This window comes from Pseudomonas sp. AIG (assembly GCF_977020205.1).
Genome location: NZ_CDROCK010000044.1, coordinates 1 through 21,021, shown reverse-complemented (window position 1 = coordinate 21,021; position 21,021 = coordinate 1). Strand labels below are relative to the sequence as shown.

Genomic DNA, 21,021 nt, shown 5'->3' with positions numbered 1-21,021 from the left:
TTTTTTGACGCTTTGCGAGAAAGTCAGCCATTTCTTGCGCTTTGATGGCCGGGTGCTAGTGTCAGATTTTGACCGACAAACTCTTGACCCTTTACGGTTTTCGCCCGACCGGAATTGCCATGTTTCGATACCTGAAAGAACTGCTTTTAGTTATTTATTTGCTGCTTTATTCCGAATATTACATTGATCGGTTAAATGCTATCGGCTTCGGTTTTGCTGTACTTCTTTTTGGCGCGATGTTTTTGGCGCTTACTTTAGCGTTATATCTAACGGCCTATATACGGCAGACTCTCATCCGGCATGTATTCGCATTGGCGATGTTTGTCTCGGCGGTGTTTTTTGACGTCTACACCCGCGTCACCGCAGATTACCTGAGCTACAGCAGCTTCGTTTCGCTGGTGTATTCCGGCGGTTTCATTCAGGAAGCCGCGTACCAATATCGGGACGCGATCCTGCACGGCGCCCTCAGCGGTTTGCTGTTGCTGTTCGGCATCGGCCTGAAACCCCGTCATGGGCTGGCGGTTCCCAACGCGTTGCGTGTGGCCGCGCCGTTGTGTGGCGTGCTGCTGCTCAGCGCCGTGCTGTTCTTGCGTGCGGGTGAGGGCGCGCGCGGTTTGCCGATCATGTACACGCCGCTGGCCTACCTGAACCTGTTTAGCTACGAAGCCCTGCACAACACCGTCGGCCCGCGCGAACCGGTGACACTGGCACGCAGCTCGCAAGCTGTCGGCCATGACATCGTGCTGATCATCGACGAAAGCATTTCTGGCAATTACCTCGATATCAACGCGCCGTTCGGTGTGCACAGCAATCTCAAGCAGACGCATCCCGGCGTCGACATCTTCAATTACGGCTACGCCGCGTCCATCGCCAATTGCAGCGCCGACACCAACGTGACCCTGCGTTACGGCGGTACCCGCGCCGACTACATGCGCATCAACAGCACGTTGCCGTCGATTTGGCAGTACGCGAAAAAGGCCGGGCTGCGCACCGTGTACATCGACGCCCAGCGTACCGGCGGCAATCTGCAAAACCTGATGACCGATAGCGAGAAGAAGGACATCGACCAGTTTGTGCAATTCGACCAGACCAGCGTGCGTGATCGCGACATGGCGGCAGCGGCGAAGCTGATCGAATTGCTCAACGACGACAAGTCGGAGCTGGTGGTGATCAACAAGGTCGGCGCGCATTTTCCGGTGCACGACAAATACCCGGATGCGTTCATGGCTTACCGCCCGACCCTGCCGCGTGGGCAGTTCACCGAGGTGGCCGATACTGGCGAACGCACCGGTTTCAATGGCCAACCAGATGACTGGGTGCTGTACCGCAACGCCTACAAGAACACCGTGTTGTGGAATGTCGGTGAGTTCTTTGCGCGGGTGTTCGCCGAGGCCAATCTGAGCAATGCGCTGCTGATCTATACGTCTGATCATGGCCAGGATTTGCATGAACGCGGTAATCCGGGGTTGAACACGCATTGCGGCGGCGACCCGGTGGAGGAGGAGGGCCTGGTGCCGCTGGTGGTGATTCAGGGCAGCGATCTGAAAACCCTGGACTGGTCAGCGCAATTGGCCGCGAACAAGGATCGCTCCAGCCACTACAACATCTTCCCGACGCTGTTGCAGTTGATGGGTTATGACCTGGCGGGGATCGAGGCTGTTTATGGCAAGCCACTGAGTGTCGCCACGGCGGATGAATTCACCTTCAACTACCGCTTCAATGCGCGGTTGGGGGCCAAGCCTGAGTGGAAGCACATTGATCTGGGCAGTATTGTCACGCCTTCGCAGGCGCCGGCGAATGTCGCGGCGGGACAGTGAGCTTCAGCTTGTCCGGGCTGACGCTTTCGCGAGCAAGCTCGCTCCCACATTTGGAACGCGATCAACCTGTGGGAGCGAGCTTGCTCGCGAAGGGGCCATTTGCTTTAACGCGAGATTCAAGTCTGTCATCGGCATCCGCTATCCTTGCCCCACACTGACCGATCAGGTGGCGGCATGCTTCGTGTTGAAAACGTCTTCAAAAGCTATCTCACCCCGCAAGGCCCATTGCCGGTCCTGCAAGGCGTTGACCTGACGCTCGAAGCGGGCAGCAGCCTGGCGCTGATGGGCGAGTCCGGCAGTGGCAAAAGCACCTTGCTGCACCTGGTGGCCGGTCTCGACAAAGTCGACAGCGGCAGCATCCGCAGCGGCGAGCATCGACTGGAGACGATGAACGAGGCGCAACTGGCCAACTGGCGGCGCACGGAAATCGGTCTGGTGTTCCAGCAGTTCAACCTGATCGGAAGTCTGCGCGTCGAGGACAATCTGGCTTTTCAGGCGCGCCTGGCCGGGCGCCATGAGCCGCGTTGGCAGGCGCATCTGGTGCAGCGTCTGGGCCTCGGCGATTTGCTCAAGCGTTATCCCGAGCAACTTTCCGGTGGTCAGCAGCAGCGGGTCGCGTTAGGCCGGGCCTTGGCCTCGCAGCCGAAATTGCTGCTGGCCGATGAACCCACCGGCAGCCTCGATGAAGCGACCAGTGACGAAGTGCTGCGGCTGTTGCTGGAATTGCTCGATGACACGCCGACCACCTTATTGATGGTCACCCACAGCCCCCGGGTGGCGGCGCGATTGGCCCAGCGGGTGGTGTTGTCCAGTGGACGGCTGACGTGATCGTCTTTCAGCAAACACTACGCGCACTGCTCAGCCATTGGCGGCGTCATCCGGTGCAGTTTTTCAGTGTGCTGACCGGGTTGTGGCTGGCGACCAGTCTGCTCACCGGCGTCGAAGCGCTGAACAGTCAGGCGCGCGACAGCTACGCGCGGGCCAGCCAATTGATCGGCGGCGAACCGCAGGCCAGCCTCAGTACGCCGAACGGGGCAACATTCCCGCAGCAATGGTTCGTTGATCTGCGCCGACAGGGTTGGCCGGTGTCGCCAGTGTTGCAAGGTCGGGTGCTGCTCAAGGGCTTCGACAATCAGCGGCTGCAATTGATGGGCATCGAACCGGTGTCGCTGCCGGCCGATTCGGCGGTGGCCGGGCAGGCGCTGCCGATCGAACGGGTTGTCGAGTTTTTCACGCCGCCAGGCAGTACGTGGATTTCACCGGAAACGCTACAAGCGCTGGATCTGCGTGAAGGCGACACGCCGCAAACGCTCAATGGCTTGAAATTGCCACCGTTGCTCGCGCAGAAGGACATGGCGCCGGGCGTGTTGCTGGTGGACATCGGCGTCGCACAAACCCTGCTGGAACAGTCCGGGCAATTGTCGCGGCTGTTGCTGCCCAAGGATTTTCACGCCGAGTTGCCTGCCGTGTTCAAAGGTCAGTTGCAGCTAAAAAGCAGCGGTGAGGAAAACAATCTGGCGCGACTGACTGAGAGCTTTCATCTGAATCTCGATGCGTTGGGATTTCTCTCGTTCGTGGTCGGCTTGTTCATCGTCCACGCTGCGATTGGGCTGGCTCTTGAGCAACGTCGCGGCTTGCTGCGTACGCTGCGTGCCTGCGGGGTCAGCGCGCGGATGTTGATCGTGTGCTTGATCGTCGAACTGGGTGTGCTGGCGCTGATCGGCGGGCTGCTCGGCGTGATCAGCGGCTATTGGCTCGCCAGTGTGTTGCTGCCGGACGTCGCCGCCAGCCTGCGCGGTTTATACGGCGCAGAAGTGGCGGGGCAGTTGCGCCTCAGCCCCTGGTGGTGGTTCAGCGGTATCGGCTTGAGCCTGCTCGGCGCCTTGCTCGCCGGGGCCAACAGTCTGCTGCGCGCCGCCCGTTTGCCGTTGTTGGCCGTGGCGGATCCGCAAGCCTGGCATCAGCAATATGCGCGTTGGCTGCGCCGACAAGGCTGGCTGGCGGCAGTGCTGGGTTTGCTTGCCTTGGTGGCGTTGATCTGGGGTGACAGTCTGGCCAGCGGTTTTGTCCTGATGGCCGGGTTGCTGATCGGCGCCGCATTGGCGCTGCCGGTGTTGCTCAGCGCGCTGTTGAATCAGTTGCTCGGGCGCAGCCGTTCGGTACTCGGCCAGTGGTTTCTCGCCGATTGCCGCCAGCAACTGCCGGCACTCAGTCTGGCGTTGATGGCGTTACTTCTGGCGCTCGCCGCCAACATCGGCGCAGGGAGCATGACCGCCGGTTTTCGCCAGACCTTCAGCGACTGGCTCGAACAACGCCTGAGTGCCGAGTTGTATATCAACCCGAGCAATCCGGCGCAGTCGCGGGAAATGTACAGTTGGCTAAAGCAGCAGCCGAACGTCGCGGCGATTCTGCCCAACTGGCAGGTCGCGGTCACATTGCAGGGCTGGCCGGCAGAGGTGTTCGGCATCATCGATCACGCGCATTATCGCCAGCATTGGCCGTTGCTCGATGTCAGTGGCAGTGACCCGTGGGCGCATCTGGCCACCGACGATGCCGTGATGCTCAGCGAACAACTGGCGCGTCGGCTGAAGGTGCAGGCGGGCGATCGACTGACGATTCCTGCGCCGAATGGTGCGTGGTCACCGCGTATCGTTGGCATCTACGCCGACTACGGCAATCCCAAAGGCCACTTGCTGGTCAACATCAACCACTTGTTGCGCGGCTGGCCACAACTGACAGCGAACCGTTTCAATCTGCGCATCGAACCGCAGAACATTCCGCCGTTGTTGAATAGCCTGCAGGCGCGTTTTCAACTCGATGACAGTCGCATCGTCGATCAGGCGCGGCTCAAGGGCTGGTCGGTGCAGGTCTTCGAACGAACCTTTGCGGCGACGGCGGCGTTGAACAGTCTCACTCTGGCGGTGGCGGGCGTGGCGCTGTTCATCAGTCTGCTGACCCAGAGTCAAAGCCGCCTCGGTCAACTCGCACCGCTGTGGGCGCTGGGCGTGACGCGTCGGCAATTGATGCTGCTCAATCTCGGCCAGACCTGGCTGCTGGCGGTACTGACGCTGGTGTTGGCGTTGCCGCTGGGGATCGCGCTGGCGTGGTGTCTGGACGCGGTGATCAATGTGCAGGCGTTTGGCTGGCGGCTGCCGTTGCGGGTGTTTCCGTGGCAATTGCTGCAGTTGATGGGGTTGGCGTTGTTGGCGACGTTACTGGCTTCGGCATGGCCGCTGTATTCGCTGTACCGTACGCAACCGGCGGATCTGCTGAGGACGTTTGCCCATGAGGATTAACTTCGTTGTGCTCATGGTTTTGTTGCTGCTCGGGGGTTGCGATCAATCGGCGCCGGAGCAGAAAGGCTTCGCCGGGATGGGCGATCAGGCGTTGGCGTTTACGCCGGTGGTGCCGGGGCGGGTGTTCAGTTTTCCGGCGGATCACGGGGCGCATGACGGCTTTCGCATTGAGTGGTGGTACGTCACCGCCAATCTCAAGGATCAGCAGGGCAATCAGTTTGGCGTGCAATGGACGCTGTTTCGCAGTGCGCTGAAACCGCTGGCGGAGCAGGCCGGTTGGGCTGATCAGACGATCTGGCTGGGACATGCGGCGGTAACTTCGAGCACGGTGCATCACGCGGCTGAACGCTATGCGCGGGGCGGTGTGGGGCAGGCGGGTGTGCAACTGGCGCCGTTCGAGGCGTGGATCGATGATTGGCGGTTCGCCAGTCAGGCGCAGGATCCCTTGAGCGACCTGCAACTCAGCGCTCGCGACAAGGATTTCGCCTATCAACTGCACCTGACTTCCAGTCGTCCGTTGGTGTTGCAGGGCGACAAGGGATTCAGTCAGAAATCCGAAGAAGGTCAGGCGTCGTATTACTACAGCCAGCCGTTTTTTCAGGCCAGCGGCACGTTGCAGATTGACGGCAAGAGCTACACCGTCAGTGGCCCCGCGTGGCTCGATCGCGAATGGAGCAGCCAGCCGCTGACCGCCAATCAAACCGGTTGGGACTGGTTTTCCCTGCACCTCGACAGCGGCGAACACGTGATGCTCTACCGCATGCGCCAGAAGGACGGCGCGCCGTATCTCACTGGCACGTGGATCGCTGCTGACGGTCAGACGCAAACCCTGAGTAGCTCGCAGATCCAGCTCACCCCGCAAACCACTGCCAAGGTTGCTGGTAAGTCGCTGCCCGTAAAATGGTCGATCAGCATCCCCGACAAACATCTCGACATCAGCCTCGACGCTCTCAACCCCAACGCCTGGATGAATCTGCGCATTCCGTACTGGGAAGGCCCGGTACGCATCAGCGGCAGCCATCCCGGCGAGGGTTATCTGGAAATGACCGGGTACTGAAAGGTACCCACGAATCCCCGTAGGAGCTGCCGAAGGCTGCGATCTTTTGATCTTGTTTTTAAAAGCTAAATCAAAAGATCGCAGCCTTCGGCAGTTCCTACAATGGATCGGTTTGAACTTGGCTTGGTGTGTTGTCCTCTACAGAAAAATCTGCCGAGGATTAGCCATGAGCGACGACCTGCAACCCCCAGACCTGAATTCCTGGCAACGCCTGTTCGACGACGAAACCTACTGGCAGCAATCCCCCGACACGCACTACTTAGACCTGCAACGCATCGCCGACGACCTGCTCGGCCAAGGCGCCATCGACCTTGAGCAATGGCAGATCCTGCGCGCCAAAGCCGACGACCTGCACAAGAACTCACCCGCCATCAACGTCGCCCGAGAACTCGACGACCCCGAAGCCTGAGGACAGCCCCATGAAACCCATCACCCAAGGCGAACACCCCGACGAACCCCGGCCACCCGGCGAAACCGAACGCGACAACGACGCCCTGCGGCCCACCGATCCGAAACAGCGTGAAAACGCCGGCAAAGGCACGCCCAGCGGCGAATCCACCGCGCAGGACACCGCAAAGCAACAAACACCCGCCAAGCCCTGAACAGCGTCTATGCTCAGTGGCACGCCCGGCGTCGAAGCCGCTTCAACGCCGGGCGCTGCCATTCATCACAGGGAAAGTATTGATTATGAAGCTCGACGCACTGGCCAAGGCCATCACCCTCGCAACCGTACTGTCCGCCACCAGCTTCGGCGCCTTTGCTGCCGATATTCCGCTGTCCGCTTCCATCGAGGCGGATAAGGTCACCACCAAAGTGATCTCCGTCGATGCCGCCAACCATCAAGTTGTGCTGGAAGGTGCCGAAGGTAAGCCGGTCCACGTTCAGCTCAGCGACAAGGCGAAAAACCTCGACAATCTCAAGGCCGGCGATCAGGTCACCATCCAGGTACAGCGTTCTGTCGCCGCTTACCTCGACACCGATGTGGATAAAGGTCTGCCTGGCACTACCGAACGTACAGGTGAATTGCGTAAGGCTCCGGGCAGCGACAACCCCGGTGGCGAAGCGTACCGTCAGGTTCAGGTGCAACTGAAAATCACCAAAATTGATTTGAAGACAAATCAGGTGACCCTGCAAAACCCGGCGGGCGTATCGAAAGTTCTCGACGTGAAAAAGCCTGAAATTCAAGCCAAGCTGAAAGATCTGAAAGAAGGGCAGAGCGTTATTGTCACTTACACCGATATCTTGAAAGTGACCAGTCAACACGAAAGTTGAGCTTTAACTCTACAGGGTGACTGCTCTTGTACAGTTTTTGTATTAGAGTAGTCATACTATTAGTTTGGATTGACCTCATTGAAAGTTTCATGAAAGGAATCGTCGATAAATATCTATTAACGTTTTCGTACATAATTTTTACATTCAAGAATGAGGACATAAGCGCCAACTTCTATTAAAATCCTACCCGTTCGCCCAGTGTCAGGGCTCTTTACCGGTGCATGGATTGCCAGGCCATTACACTGGGCGAACACCTCTTCGGAGTAGATGTATACAATTTCTGCAAACAAAAAGGGCGACTTTATAGTCGCCCTTTTTGTTTGCCGCTAATTAAACCGAGGTGTGCCCTTCAGCTTTGTCTAGCTGCCCCATGAAAGCGCTTGAGCGTGGCCTGATACATTTTTGTCCTGCGGTGATTTTTCCCGTAGGTGCCTGCAGCCGCGACAGTTCCTGACTGGATGTGATCCAGATAGCTGAAAATCTTGCGCGGCGACAGGAACTTGATGCCATAGCCCAGGCCAGTCATTCGATCTTGCAGCGCATATCCGGGCACCTGCTCATCCATGCAGAAGTGCAGGCCTTGGGACTTCATCAACCGCGCATTCCACAATGTGCAGAAACTTTTCAGATGAGTTTCTTTGTACGGTCTTGGCATTTTCGAGCGCAGGCCAAGACGCACTTTTGCTTTGCGAACGTAGTGCTTGCAGAAGCGCGAAGTTAAACGCCAGGTGTCACGCACAATCCCTCGATTGAGTTGTTCTACACAACCGACTGCGGCCATATCCGGGTTTTTCGTGCATTCACGCATCATCATCGCAAACACTTCCTTGTCGTAGACAAAGGTGTCGGTGTGCAACAGAAACAAATAATCGGTGTCGACTTTTTCCAGTACCAGATCCAGTGCCTTGCCATGCGCAATATGGCCGGGTTCTTTGCCCGGCGAAGGCCGTTCGATCAAGTTGATCCAGTCCAGCGAACGCAAGTAATCGAGACTGGCATCCGCCGAATCGTTATCCACCACCCACACCGGAATGCGTTGCTCCTGGACGTGCTCACGCAAAAGCTCGAGGCACATTCGGGTGATGTCCGGGGTTTTGTAATTTACCAAGACGAGGCTGAAGTTCGACGATGGCTGGGTTGGTAAATCAAACGCTTTCATGTCGGAAGGACTCATCTGCGATTCAAGGGCAACAGGGTTTCGTGGCCGCGATCGTAGCGAGGCAACCTTAGGCGAACCTTAATTTGCGCATGTGACGGTAGATGTATGCCGAGGAGACGCGGCTGATCTTATGAAATGCATGGGGTGCTGCCGGTCATTACCGGATAAAATGCGCGCCCCTCTCACGGTTCAAGGAAGAAACGGCGCACGCCGTTGTGTCACGGATGAAACCACTCTCCCTCTACCACCCAGCCCTCTACTGGCTGCGCGTGTGGCAAAAAAGACTGTTCCGCCAAATTGCCTGGCACTGCTCCAGCAAACGCTACGCACGCCCCGTCGCCATTGCCGAGCGACTGCCATTTCGCTACCTCAAACACACCTCGAAACTCATCCGCAAACTCGGCGACTCCGACCTCGCCCTGCAACACAACAAAGTCATCAACCTCAAACTCGCCGTCGCCGCCATCGACGGCGTCATCATCGCCCCCGGCGAACACTTCTCCTTCTGCCGCCTCGTCGGCCGCCCGACCTTGAAGCGTGGCTACGTTGAAGGCATGGAACTGTCTTTCGGCGAGGCACGACGCGGGGTAGGCGGTGGCATTTGCCAACTGAGCAACCTGATCCACTGGATGGCGATTCATTCACCGCTGGTAGTGGTCGAACGCTCCAACCACAGCTTCGACCCGTTTCCGGATGAAGGGCGGGTGCTGCCGTTTGGATCCGGGGCGGCAATTTTCTATAACTACGTTGATCTGGTTCTGCACAACCCGACGGATCGTCACTTTCAGTTGAAGTTGAACGTCGGCGAGACACAACTCGAAGGGGAGTTGCTGTGTGATCGGGTGAGGGAATATCGCTATCACGTGTTTCAAGAGGCGCATCGGTTTGTGCGGGAGGGCGCGCGGGTGTATCGGGAGAATGAGATTTGGCGGGAGGTGAGGGAGAAGGGGCAGGTTGGGGAATTGGTGAAGCGTGAGAGACTTTATCGCAATCGCGTGGTGGTCAAATATGAGGTCGCGCAAGCGTTGATCGAGTGACACGCGTGACTTTTCGAGAGGTTGAAATCGACATGACTTCCCTGGCCGGTGCAATAACGAACAGTCCGACCAAAAGGTACACGGCCTGTCGTTTCATGGCGCTGCTGGCACTTGCGGTTTTAGCGGGCCCAGCCAAAAACGAAAATGCCGTGCCCTCCGATGTTGCGGACTACGTCATGGCAAGGGATAACTGCGATTCCTTGCGGGGAGAGGTTTCCGAGCCTGATCTGGTGGAACCAGAAGACATCAGCCGGATGGTCGGTGAGATCAACCGCTATTGCAAAGGAACGGATCGACAGCTGAGGCAACTGAAAGAAAAATATGCGGAGAACGCTGCCATTCTTAAAGCACTTTCCGGGTATGAGGAAAATATCGAAGCCGACATGAGTTTTTAGATTCTGTCCCGGAGGTTGTCAGGTCTCCAGCATGAATGACTCGATTTTCTCAATAAACCTGGCTTTGTGTCGGGTTCTGAATTCACCCAGGAATACCTCAGAGTTTTTGACCGGTTTGCCATGTTTGTCATGTTCTATCGTCAAAAAATCCACCACGAATTCTCCCTCAGGATCGCCTTCCGGTTCGACCCTCGAGTCGAAGCAATGACCTGTACTGCGCCGAACGCCACCCAACAGAACCGAGCTGGAGAACCACTCAGTTGTTTCGGCTGTCAGTTCAACTTCAAACATGTTGTTGATGGTTATTGTCCATCCGCTGGGTACTCTGATCGGCTGGAGATTGTATTTTAATGGGGCAGTCATGGTGTGTGATTTCTTCATTGATTTATCAACGTTGTCTTATCCATAGCAATATAGAAGCTCATCAATCAGATACAATTCCGCCCGAGTGAAATGAGTGTTGTTTTGTTTCCTGATCTCCTCCAGTACGGCCCTGATGGGGATCTGCCTGTGTTCCACTAATGACCGAATTTTATCGTTTTTTACGTCGCGATCCCGCGGTCTGCTCCCGGCTTGAAAAAGAGAAGCTCATCCTCCAACCTAGCTCTACAGCGCTCCACAAACAGTAATGCTGCAGAGGAGTCTTTAAGAAACAGCAAGTAAGACCCTTTGCTTAATTCATAATATTCTTCGTAGTCAACCATGCGATTGTTGACTGAAATCGAGATGTAGTATTTTCCTGTTGTTTCTTCAATTCCTATAGCGAATCGCTCGTCCGTATTTACTAGGGTGTCATTGAAATTCATAGTTCTACCTCATGGGGTCCAATGGTGATATTTAAAGCTTAAGAGGGGGCAGATTTATTTTCAGTTTGTAGAAAATAAATCTGTCCCTTTTCTGATGTTGAAAAAGAAAACCTGGTCTGTCCGCCGTTTACACATTGGTAGGCGTTGGCAGATTTCACGTAGACACGATTGTTTTCCTGTGCTTGGATTACACTATCACTTTCGATGCCAGTTGAGCCCTGCCTGCTGGTGTAATACCGAACTCGAGATAGTCAAAATATTATTGTATCTACGTTGCCAATGTGTGCTGTTAATTTTTTACGGAAATCCGTTTCGCTGGTGAAGTTGGTGTTGTCAATCATGTTGAGGAACCAAGTCGCGTCTAAAGCTGTAAATATTTCAAGCCATTCTGGTCTTTTAGCTTTCGATTCAGGCATGTCGTTCGCGGCAAAGCCGTGGCCTTTGCCTTCGGATAAGTAAAAATAGTTATCTGCGAAGGAGTAGCCTATAAGCTTTGGCCAGTTTGAGCTATGCGGGAGGTTTGGCTCCATGTCCTTACTAGCAATCACATAAAAAGTTCTCATTTTTTTTCGGTAGTACGTCGAGTTTTTGGGAAGAAAAGGGGACAGATTTATTTTCAGCGTGTCGAAAATAAATTTGTCCCCTTTTGTCCGACTGCTTACCAGATAACTCACGGTTGAAAGTTAGATTCTAAGTTTGATGTATTCCTCAAAGAATGAATAGAAGTTTTCCGCTATTTTCTTGGACGGTTTGCGCTTAAACAGATCGTAGCTAATGACTTGTCCATTTCCCGTGGGACCGCAATCAATTGCCCAGCAAACTTCGTCGTCTTTTAAATAAATGACGGCAAAATGACTAGGTAATTCAAACTCTACACGGCAGTGCATGGTGCTGTAATTTACAGTTCCGCCGTTATCTAGAGTTGCATCATTATTCTCAATTCCGGATATTTCTGAGTCTGCTGCACCACCACCGCATACACTCAAGAAGTCAACGAAATCTTCAGGCAGCTTTATGCCTAGAATATTCTCGAGTTTTTTAATTTGCTCGGCAGTGGCGGGACCGAGCCAAAATGTTTCTTCGTCGGGGTTGTCGAGTTTCATTGTCAAGTCTTGATATTTATGCATGGTTCTGCTCGCTCAAAGTCTTTGGCTCGTTCTTTTCAATATGTTTTCCTAGTTTGAGAAAAGGGGGAGGATTCATTTTTAGTTTGTAGAAAATAAATCTGTCCCCTTTTGTCTAACCATCACGATTTGTAATCATGATCAGTAGAGGGCTGATGAAATCCTCCATTGAGGATCAACTACCTCCGAGAGGTGACACGATCCTAGGTTGACTATTTTTGCGCGTTGTTTTACTCAGTCCACAAATTAACAAAATCATCAAAATTGTTAGCAATGAAGTAGGTTTTACTTGAGATTTGATTAAATATTTCAACAGAAATCGAGGGTATGTTGAAATTTAGGCAGATCAGATAACCACCCGCATCTCTTGCTATTGGGATAATTTTTTTGAGAAGCCCTGGAGGTTTTCCCGCGCCTGAGTACCATGAGATGGTATACGGCGCCACATCCGGCGAGAAAGAAAAGAATTCGCTTATGCATGTCACTTCGTTTCCATATGGAAATGAAAGTATCTCTGGAGAGGCTTCATCGGAATATGTGACCAAGTCCAGATATGACTTTGGAAAACTTACGCTAAGTAGTTTTTCGACTTGAGAGATCGTGTTGGTATCCACTGAGGATCCCTGTTCAATTCCAAAAGAACTCCAGTCAAATTTTATATCAGGATTCCACAGCGAAAGGGGATAGATTTATTCTTAGCGTGTAGAAAATAAATCTGTCCCCTTTTTGTCGCCTTTTTGTCCTTTTTGTCTCATATTCTTTACAAGACTGCTGCACGAAATACTTATCTTAGGCATGTCAAAATTCCTCTGGAACATGCCGGTAAAAAGGGGGTAGATTTATTTTTAATGGCTTTGGTTGATACATTTAAAAATAAATCTATCTTTTCATCTGTCCGCTCTTATCGATATTTGTGCTGGGCCTATTATTTAGGCTATTTTAATGAAGCTATCGTTATTAAAATAAAATATGAACGCTTTGTAGGCAGTATCCATATCATATGAGGCGGTCTGTTCTTTTAGGTTTTTTATTATGGACGATAGGTCGTCGCAGAGTAAAACATAACGATAGCCTATTTTTGATAGCTCTGTCGGATTATCATCAGCGTCGTAGTCTTCAAAGGTGTCTGGGTTTTCGATTATTGCTTCGCAATTCAAACCCCACTCTTCTTTGTTTTTTGGTAAATACAATGCGTCTTCCCAATTTAGGTTTTCTGCATCAGAGAGAACATTAATAAATTTTGTTTTTTTCATTTGATCCACCATTTATTTTCGGCCGCCTCCCCAGAGCTCCATCCCACCTTTCTGGCCTGGATGTAGAACATCAGCAACTACCCCTCCGGATCTGTGTTGCGCCGTAGGGATGAGCTGCAAAATCCCTTCACGATAGGCGTCATGATGCCAGGTTAGTAGAGGATGTGGCTTTGACCTTGCGTGAGCGCCCTTCGGGCCAGGGCTGACTTTTTCAAAAATGCCAGGATACAAGGTTTCCATATGATCTTTGTAAACAGGATCATTATTCATAGTGTTGTAGAGCTGTTTATTGCCTTCCTGGAAGTGTGAAAGATCGCTTCTTCCAGGATAGTGAACGTCTTTTTCCAATGTGGCCTCATAAGCGACGCTATAGTGAGGGCTGGATTTAGGGCGGCCACTCGCATCCACAACAGGAGGTTCACACTCGATAGCCGTTAATCCCAACGGATCCACCCATCCCGTAGGGTTAGGCACATACTGATAGTTGTTCAAACCACCTGCAAGCTTGATCGGATCCGGTGTCAGAAACCGCCCGATGCTGGGATTGTAGTAGCGGTGCCGGTTGTAATGTAACCCCGTCTCCGCATCGAAATACTGACCCTGGAAGCGCAGAGGGTTATCAATTTCGGCGACATCCAAGGTGGCCAGATTGCCATAGGCACGGTATTTCGCCGACCACATGATTTCGCCGCTGTAGTCGGTGAGCTCTTGAGGTGTACCGAGGTGGTCGAGTTGGTAATAGAACGGCGTTGCCTTCAGGGGGCCTTCGCCGTCGAGCATTGCCAATGGGCGGAAGCTGCCAGGCTCGTAGATATAGGTGCGATAGCGATTCTCGGCACTTTCGGCGATCAGGCGTTCACCTTGCCAGAGAAACTCTGTGGTCTGACCATCGACGGTCTTCTCAATGCGACGACCAAAGGCGTCGTACTTGTAGCTTGCGGTGCTGCCACCGGGCAGCGTGACTCCAATCAAGCGATGCTGGCAGTCGTATCGGTATTCGGTGACCAGTTGCTGTCCGGTACCACGGCGTTCCCGGGCCAGATTGCCGTAGGCGTCGTAGTCGTAATGTCGGTCGCCTTGCATAAGCAGGCGATTACCTTTGACGTTGGCGAGGTTCGCGGCGGGCAGATCGCTTTGGCCGAGCAAGTTGCCGGCCGGATCATGAGCGAAACTTTCGGGTGTGGCGCCGCGAACGCTGACCAGACGATCCAGTGGGTCGTAGTGGTAGCTGCGGTTTCCTTTGCGGCTGTCATCGATGCCGGCCAGGTTGCCATTTGCATCGTAGGCGTAGCGGCGCTGGAACAGATTGCGATCCTGCTGACCTACGGTGTGCGCCTGAAGCCTTCCCTGTTCGTCGTACTGATATTGGCTTAGCAGCACGCCTTGTTGACGCTGTTGTTCACGGCCAGCGTCGAACTGATGCGTAGTCAGGCGCGACCCGTTGAGGTCAATGCTGCTCAGCCGACCGCCGGACAAGTGGCGGTAATCGAGTGTGCTGCCATCCGGCAGGCGGCAGTGATTGAGTTGGCCGACGCTGTCGTACTCGTACCGCGTGGTGCCCCAACCTTGGTGCTCAGTGATCAGACGATCTTGTACGTCGTACTCATAGGCGAGGGGCCAGTGGCCGTCGTCGACGTTTACCAGGCGACCCAGGGCATCGTAGCTGTAATGGATTTCTTCGCCATCAGCGAGGGTTTTGACCAGCAGGCGACCAGAGGCGTCGCGCTGGTACTCGGTCACCAGCTCACTGCCGTCGTCACCGTATTCGGTTTTCTTCAGCAGTTTGCCGTTGAGGTCGTACTCGTAGGCGGTACGACGCCCGTCAAAACCGGTTTCCTGCTGGATCAGCCCATTTGAGTAGTAATCGAGTTGATAGTGTTCGCCGCGTTCGTTTTCGATATCGGTGAGCAGCAGGCGTGCGTTGTCGTAGCGATAGCGCAGCTGGCTGCCGTCCGGATTGATACGACGGCTGACCAGATGAAGATTGTCGGCGTACTCATAGCGGGTGATACGCCCCAGTTCGTCGCGTTCTGCAGTGACGCGGCCGTATGGGTTGTAAGTGAACGCACGGGTAGCGCCACCGGGCAGAGTGATCTGTGCCAGTCGATTTGCAGCATCCCACTGGTAGTGGGTGATTGCACCGGTTTCAGCCTGGCGGGTGATTTGTCTGCCGAGCGCATCGTAGCGGTACTTGCGCTGGCCGCCGTCGGGCAGGCGCTCCTCCAGCAATTGGCCGAGGTTGTTCCACCCCAGTTGGTGGCGGCTGCCGTCGGGATGGCGGACCTCCAGCAGGCGTCCTTGGCGATCATAGGTGTAATGCGTAGAGTTGCCATCCGGGTCGACTTGCTCAGTGATGTCACCCTGGTCGTTACGCCAGTAGATCCATTTGGCGGTACCGCGATTCACCACACGGACAAAGCCCTTGTAGTACTCGTAGGTGGTCGCCGCGTCTTCTGGCGGGATCACCGCGATCAAACGGCCGGCCTCGTTGTACTGATATTCAGTGACCGCCCCCATCGGGTCTTTTTCGGCGATCAGTCGGCCTTTGTCGTCATAGGCTTTTAAGTGCTCGGCACCGTCCGGATCAACTTTGGCGACGAGTCGCGCCTTGTCGTCGTGGGTATAAATCTCTTCGCTGCCATCGGCGTTGGTAACGGTGACGCTGCCTTTGTCATCCCACGCATAGTGCGCATCCATCTGAGAGAAACTGGCCCAGTGATGGATGCAACGTGCGGACTTGCCTTCCTTTTCCCACTCCCAGTAGAAGCTTGCGCCTCCGGCGAGCTGCCGCTCAAGAATGACGTTCTGTTCGTTGTAGGCATAACGCTCGGACTCTCCCAGAGCGTTTGTGGCTTTGATCAACCGATGTTGAGCATCGTACTCATAGGTGGTCAGCGTCTGAACGGTGTTCCAGGCGTCTTCGAGATTGTCCGCTGGAATAAACTGCTGATAGTCGATGGCGACAATATGCTTGCGGTCGTACCGCACAAGCAATGCACGACCAGCCCCGTTATCCACGCGCTTGATTCGACCATGGATGTCACGGGTGATGTGCAGCCGATTGTCGTAGTTGTCGCTGATGGCGATCAACGTCGCGCCTTTGCTGTTGAAGCGGAAGTGATAGAACTGCGGCTTTTCGCCGGCTTGAGTCAGTACGAGCTCGGACGGATCTTCGCCAATGAATATGGCGGCTTCCGAAAGGCTATTGGTGATTGCCGGGCGCTGTACGCTGGGCAGCGGAAAAGTGGTGACCCGGTTTTCATGATCGGTCCACACGACCTCGTCATCACTGACGTCCACTCGCTGAGCGAGGGCGTGACTCCATCCATAACCTAGACCGCAGTCGATTTCAGCCGCGCTGGTTCGGTAGAGACGAGTCCAGATGAACGGCAGCAAGCCACCCAGTTCACCATCGGTAATCGTCAACAATTCCTCGCCAGTAACCATCGATACGGGGCAATTGTTAGTACAGGTTTTTTTCGCACTGGTTGCACTTTTATCGTCCGGGGTTTTCGACTGCGTAGATACGTCGTCGAGTTTTTCCTCCGGCTGGAGCGTATGTTTGTTTTGTTTCTTGTCGCGTGGAAATGAGGAGGCGTCCTTAACCTCTTGCTTCGGAGTGTCCGCCGTTTTGGGCAGCGGACTCTGAGCAGGCTTTTGCGCCACCTGACTATGCGGAGCTTCCTTCGCTGACTGCGGTTTAGGCGCTTCGGCGACGGCCTCATCGATCTTCAATGCGGCTGTTTTGGCAGGCTTCATCGGCACATTCTTGGCGCTGGCGATGATTGGTTTCGACACTTCCGCATGAGCGGGCAGGGCGTGTTTGTTGCTGAGTGTCATCAAGGTAGAGGCAAGGTCTTCGAGGTACTTGACCGCTTCTCCCGATTTGACAGTGGAAAGGACTTTTGTACCGCCTCTTATAGCTAGTCCAGCGCCACCTGTCAGGCAGATACCCACTAGGACGTTGATCAGGAATTCCGAGGCAATCGCAGTTACTACGTCAACTACGACTTGGGGAGGCAGCATGCCCACCCAGGCCACAATGGCTGAGATATAGATGAACATCAGGGGTTCATCGCTGAGTATCAGCAATCCTGAAGCGATCGATTCCTTGGAGGCTGCATAGAGTTTGTCGATCTCGACGTCCGACAAGTACTTTTTCAGCTTTTCGTAATTTTTCCTCGGATTGGCGAGTAGCTCGAACAGGCTTTTGATGTCATCCCACAGCTGCAAAAGAGCCTTTTCAAACCCCTCGAAGGCTCGTTTGAGCAAAATCACCGAACGCCCGGCACGATCCGCTGCAGAGTAACTGGCCCATTGCGGCTTGAACTTGCTCGACCATTCGCTCTGCAACCAGCCATCAAGCTTGCCGATAACGCCTTGATAGGAGTCATAGAGCGCCTTGACGTCGCTCTGGGATACGTTGGGGAAGAAGGTGATGCGATAGGTTTGACCTCTTTTGGCCCCCTCGATCACTTTGATGCCGCTGGGGCCGATCATGGTTTCGATGACCGGACCGGTAACGTCGTCGTAAAAGGTGCCTTTGGTGACCGGTTCCAGTTTGACTGGCGTGTTGCCAATCGGCACAAAGCGCGCCGACTCGAACATGTGAATCAGCGTGAAGTCACCTATCAACGGGCAAGTGGCATAGGTCTTCACCGCACCTGTTTCGGTTTTCCGCTCGGTGATGCTGACTTCGTTGCCGACCTTGAAGGTCTGGTCGACGTCCAGCGCCCAACCTGTCCAGAAACCGTCTGCCCATTCCTTGTAGTCACTCAGGCAGTTTTTAAAGTCTTTGAGAATTAGGTTCACGTCAGGTGCTTTGGCGTCCAGCACACGCAGGACCAGGGTACCAATCGGGGTATTCATGACGTGACTTCCTTTGTCAGCTGTGCGGCGAGACGCTCTGCCATCTCTTCTGTGTTTGGGTTCTGGCGCACGAAGCGCTCAACCTTTCTGCGCAAGTTGGCTTCGGGGAATTCGAAGTACAGCTCTGAGCAATCTTCTGATAGCCACTGCATCAGGTTTTCAACGACGGTGGTGTGGTCCTTTTTCGCGAGAGCATCCAAAAGCGTTTGGGGGATCTCCCACCAGGGCCACTCTTTTGCGGGAGGTACCGCTCTTCTGCCGACTTCGAGCGTTTGCCCGTTAATCAGGTAGCGTTGGAACACCGGCAGCAATTCACCTGCTGTAGCACCTAACCCTTCGATGATGGGATGAAAATGTCGACCATCCCAGAACCTGAAAAACACCTCAGTGGCGTCCGGCATCTTTACCTGAGTCAGGCTGCGCAAATGCTCAAGCACCGTTCCCGGCGCGCTGGTGGATACCGCTAGCCAACCCCAATCCAATGCATCGGTTTCAGTAATCCATTGCAGAAAACTGGCATTGGGGCTGATCTCGGCGAGATACGGCATGACAGGAAGCCAATCGGCGTAAGGCGTTCCACCCCAAATTGGGTGAAGTTGTGGTGCGGTATCTTGCTGATAGAAAGGCTTGAGCGGCTCGGAATCACTCGCCGCACTGATCACCAGATACAAACGCTCGCCAGTCTGCAACGGCTGTTGCGCCAGCCAATCCTTGGGCGTAATTCGATCAGATGGCACAGGCACCTGCCTTGCATTTTTCGCATTCTTCGCAGAACGGCGCGTTACGTTTGAGGGTGTTGATCTGGGCCGGGGTGAGGACCTGGCCGGCCTTGTCGGCGTCGGCCTGTTTCAGGATTCCGGGCATCAGCGGGGCGGCGCCGGTGCCGCTGCCGGGGCTGCCGCCGGAGTTCATGTTGATCACCGGGCCGCTCAGGGTCACGCCGCCGGCGTCGATCTTGATGAAGCTGCCGCCGCCGATCAGGGTCAGTTCGGCGCCGGCTTCCATCACCACTTTCATGCCGCTGCTGAGGTGGATTTCCTGGCCGGCGTCGATGAACTGGCCGGTGCCGATCTTGATGTGCTGATTGACGCCGACAGTCAGGTGGTCGTTGGCGCGGGCTTCGACTTTGCGGTCGGCGTAGACGGTGTGGTGTTCTTCGGCTTTGAATTCGCTGTAGCTGTTCTTCTCTACGGTGTCGTGGCGTTCGTTGCCGACGCGGATTTTCTGGTCGTGCTCGACGTTTTCGTCCCAATCACGCTGGGCGTGCAGGTAGATCTGTTCCTGACCTTTTTTGTCTTCGATGCGCAGTTCGTTGTAGCCGCCACCGCCCATGGAACTGAGGGTCTTGAAGGTGCTGCGGGTCTTGTTCGCCGGCAGTGGATAGGGGACGGTGTTTTCCTTGTGGTACAGGCAGCCGCTGATCAACGGTTGATCGGGATCGCCTTCAAGGAAGGTGACCAGCACTTCCATGCCGATGCGTGGGATGGCGATGCCGCCATACTGGGCGCCGGCCCAGGCGCTGGAGACGCGCAGCCAGCAGCTGGTCTTGTCGTCGGCCTGGCCTTCGCGGTCCCAATGGAATTGCACTTTGACGCGGCCGTATTCGTCGCAGTGGATCTCTTCGCCTTTCGGGCCGGTGACCACGGCGCTCTGGCTGCCGAGGATGCGTGGTTTCGGGTGCCGCAGGGGCGGGCGGTTGGGCACGTCCCACGGGGTGGCCTGAAAGCGGTTGCGGTAGCCCTGGTGGAAATCGTCTTTGAGTGCGGTGGTGTCGCTGGTTACCGACTCTTCGAGGACTTGCGGCTGTTTGCCTTCGTGGAGGACTTCGGTCAGTAACCAGAGGTCGTTCCACTTGGCTTTCGGGTGCGCGGTGAGCGCAAGGAAGTGGCCGCTGACCAGTAATGGCTGATCGCTCTTGCCTTCGGCCAACTGGAAGTCGCTGCGATGGCGTTCGAGGGCGCGTTTGGCCAGGTGTTTGCCGCGCTCGCGGTCGATGAAACGACCTGGGTAATCGTAGTCTTCGAGGTCGGGCAGGGCGTCGCCACGGTTTTCGCTTTCGAGGGTGAGGCGCGGTTTTTCGAAGTCGTAATCGCGGCGGGTGGTGCGGCTGGTGCGGGTTTCCAGACGCAGGTCGAAGCGCTTGATCACCGGGTCGCTGGCGACCATGCCGGAGTCTTGCTGATAGGCCACAGGCTTGAGTTTCGGGAACACCGTCTGGTCATCGCCGAATACCAGTTTGTGCGCCGTCGCCGTGTGCTCGAAGTGGTAATGAATACCTTCTTCCTCGCACAGACGCTGGATGAAATGCAGGTCCGATTCATCGTATTGCACGCAGTAGATGCGCTCGGGATAAATCGAACCGGTCTTGAATTCGTAGGCGTTGCTTTGGATGCCGTGCTCTTCGAGGACCTTGCCGATGATTTTCGGCACGCTGAGGTTCTGGAAGATGCGCTGATTGACGCGATGCGCGAGGTAAGACAATTGCGGACGCAGGGTCACTGAATAACGGGTCAGGCGTTTGCCGGAATCACCTTGCGCAGCGCGGTAGATCTGGCCGTGGATGCCGCTGCCGTCAGGCGACAGTTGCAGGAAGGCCGGTTTGTGCAGCAGGGTTTCGAGGTCCAGCGACGGCTGCTCACTGACCAGCTCCACCTCGAAGACAAAAGGCTGGCTGATGGCTTCCCGACCGGTGAGGGTAAACACCTGAAAATCGGCGGAAAGGCCTTCGATGGTCAGGGCAAAATGGGTTTCATTGGCCGGCGCGAACATCCCTTGTTCCTCGTGCTGTACAGCGGCGTGAGTCGACGACCGCAAAGCGGCTCAACTTACGCGAAATTCTGGAGGGCGAAAACAACATCGACCAGCAGAGCTGGCCGATGCTTGTAACGATCAGCCGTAATTAAACGACTGGAGCACGCCAGTCATCGGAACCCGAA

The 21,021-nt window shown here is 55.1% G+C and carries 19 protein-coding genes; 9 read left to right on the top strand and 10 right to left on the bottom strand.

Going from position 1 to position 21,021, the window contains the following annotated elements; all coding sequences use genetic code 11:
- Positions 1 to 119: 119 nt before the first annotated feature.
- The 7 genes from ACWR1S_RS22535 to ACWR1S_RS22505 all read left to right on the top strand — a co-directional run bounded on the left by ACWR1S_RS22535 (position 120) and on the right by ACWR1S_RS22505 (position 7,442).
- Positions 120 to 1,817 (top strand): sulfatase-like hydrolase/transferase, encoded by a 1,698-nt coding sequence (locus ACWR1S_RS22535; protein WP_454565049.1) that lies wholly within the window; start codon positions 120 to 122, stop codon positions 1,815 to 1,817.
- 174 nt (positions 1,818 to 1,991) lie between these two features.
- Positions 1,992 to 2,645, top strand: a complete 654-nt coding sequence (locus tag ACWR1S_RS22530) for an ABC transporter ATP-binding protein (protein WP_454565048.1) — start codon at positions 1,992 to 1,994, stop codon at positions 2,643 to 2,645.
- A complete protein-coding gene (locus ACWR1S_RS22525; RefSeq protein WP_454565047.1) occupies positions 2,642 to 5,113 on the top strand; it encodes an FtsX-like permease family protein in 2,472 nt (823 codons plus the stop codon). Before ACWR1S_RS22530 ends, ACWR1S_RS22525 begins: the two co-directional genes overlap by 4 nt.
- Positions 5,103 to 6,170 (top strand): lipocalin-like domain-containing protein, encoded by a 1,068-nt coding sequence (locus tag ACWR1S_RS22520; protein WP_454565046.1) that lies wholly within the window; start codon positions 5,103 to 5,105, stop codon positions 6,168 to 6,170. The genes ACWR1S_RS22525 and ACWR1S_RS22520 overlap by 11 nt, the downstream gene beginning before the upstream one ends.
- Before the next feature lie 166 nt (positions 6,171 to 6,336).
- Positions 6,337 to 6,579: a hypothetical protein gene (locus ACWR1S_RS22515; protein WP_454565045.1), complete on the top strand. Its 243-nt coding sequence runs from the start codon at positions 6,337 to 6,339 to the stop codon at positions 6,577 to 6,579.
- Between the two features lie 10 nt (positions 6,580 to 6,589).
- Positions 6,590 to 6,772, top strand: a complete 183-nt coding sequence (locus ACWR1S_RS22510) for a hypothetical protein (RefSeq protein ID WP_454565044.1) — start codon at positions 6,590 to 6,592, stop codon at positions 6,770 to 6,772.
- Positions 6,773 to 6,857: 85 nt separating this feature from the next.
- On the top strand, positions 6,858 to 7,442 hold the full coding sequence (locus ACWR1S_RS22505; protein WP_454565074.1) for a hypothetical protein: 585 nt from the start codon (positions 6,858 to 6,860) through the stop codon (positions 7,440 to 7,442).
- 349 nt (positions 7,443 to 7,791) lie between these two features.
- Here the strand turns inward: ACWR1S_RS22505 and ACWR1S_RS22500 are convergent, their stop codons facing one another.
- Complete coding sequence (locus ACWR1S_RS22500) at positions 7,792 to 8,601, bottom strand: glycosyltransferase (RefSeq protein ID WP_454565073.1); 810 nt, start codon at positions 8,599 to 8,601, stop codon at positions 7,792 to 7,794.
- 224 nt (positions 8,602 to 8,825) lie between these two features.
- On the opposite strand from ACWR1S_RS22500, the gene ACWR1S_RS22495 reads away from it, so the two are divergent.
- Both ACWR1S_RS22495 and ACWR1S_RS22490 read left to right on the top strand, forming a co-directional pair.
- The gene (locus ACWR1S_RS22495) at positions 8,826 to 9,638 is read left to right on the top strand and encodes a VanW family protein (protein WP_454565043.1); all 813 of its coding nucleotides are present in this window, start codon (positions 8,826 to 8,828) and stop codon (positions 9,636 to 9,638) included.
- Between the two features lie 32 nt (positions 9,639 to 9,670).
- Positions 9,671 to 10,033: a hypothetical protein gene (locus ACWR1S_RS22490; RefSeq protein ID WP_454565042.1), complete on the top strand. Its 363-nt coding sequence runs from the start codon at positions 9,671 to 9,673 to the stop codon at positions 10,031 to 10,033.
- A gap of 18 nt (positions 10,034 to 10,051) precedes the next feature.
- Here the strand turns inward: ACWR1S_RS22490 and ACWR1S_RS22485 are convergent, their stop codons facing one another.
- The 9 genes from ACWR1S_RS22485 to tssI all read right to left on the bottom strand — a co-directional run bounded on the left by ACWR1S_RS22485 (position 10,052) and on the right by tssI (position 20,854).
- Positions 10,052 to 10,396, bottom strand: coding sequence for a hypothetical protein (locus ACWR1S_RS22485; protein ID WP_141234567.1), 345 nt, complete (start codon positions 10,394 to 10,396; stop codon positions 10,052 to 10,054).
- Between the two features lie 179 nt (positions 10,397 to 10,575).
- Entirely contained in the window at positions 10,576 to 10,839 is a 264-nt protein-coding gene (locus ACWR1S_RS22480) for a hypothetical protein (RefSeq protein WP_322846692.1), read from the bottom strand.
- Between the two features lie 251 nt (positions 10,840 to 11,090).
- The gene (locus ACWR1S_RS22475) at positions 11,091 to 11,402 is read right to left on the bottom strand and encodes a hypothetical protein (RefSeq protein ID WP_454565041.1); all 312 of its coding nucleotides are present in this window, start codon (positions 11,400 to 11,402) and stop codon (positions 11,091 to 11,093) included.
- A 120-nt stretch (positions 11,403 to 11,522) separates the two neighbouring features.
- Positions 11,523 to 11,966, bottom strand: a complete 444-nt coding sequence (locus tag ACWR1S_RS22470; protein ID WP_454565040.1) for an SMI1/KNR4 family protein — start codon at positions 11,964 to 11,966, stop codon at positions 11,523 to 11,525.
- Between the two features lie 227 nt (positions 11,967 to 12,193).
- Positions 12,194 to 12,577 carry an SMI1/KNR4 family protein gene (locus ACWR1S_RS22465; RefSeq protein WP_454565039.1) on the bottom strand — a complete coding sequence of 128 codons (384 nt, stop codon included), beginning with the start codon at positions 12,575 to 12,577 and terminating at the stop codon, positions 12,194 to 12,196.
- 315 nt (positions 12,578 to 12,892) lie between these two features.
- On the bottom strand, positions 12,893 to 13,216 hold the full coding sequence (locus tag ACWR1S_RS22460) for a DUF7716 domain-containing protein (protein WP_238539547.1): 324 nt from the start codon (positions 13,214 to 13,216) through the stop codon (positions 12,893 to 12,895).
- A gap of 12 nt (positions 13,217 to 13,228) precedes the next feature.
- Entirely contained in the window at positions 13,229 to 18,085 is a 4,857-nt protein-coding gene (locus ACWR1S_RS22455; RefSeq protein WP_454565038.1) for an RHS repeat-associated core domain-containing protein, read from the bottom strand.
- Entirely contained in the window at positions 18,082 to 18,822 is a 741-nt protein-coding gene (locus tag ACWR1S_RS22450; protein ID WP_454565037.1) for a DUF4123 domain-containing protein, read from the bottom strand. Before ACWR1S_RS22450 ends, ACWR1S_RS22455 begins: the two co-directional genes overlap by 4 nt.
- Positions 18,812 to 20,854 carry a type VI secretion system tip protein TssI/VgrG gene (tssI, locus tag ACWR1S_RS22445; RefSeq protein ID WP_454565036.1) on the bottom strand — a complete coding sequence of 681 codons (2,043 nt, stop codon included), beginning with the start codon at positions 20,852 to 20,854 and terminating at the stop codon, positions 18,812 to 18,814. The genes ACWR1S_RS22450 and tssI overlap by 11 nt, the downstream gene beginning before the upstream one ends.
- Positions 20,855 to 21,021 lie beyond the last annotated feature (167 nt).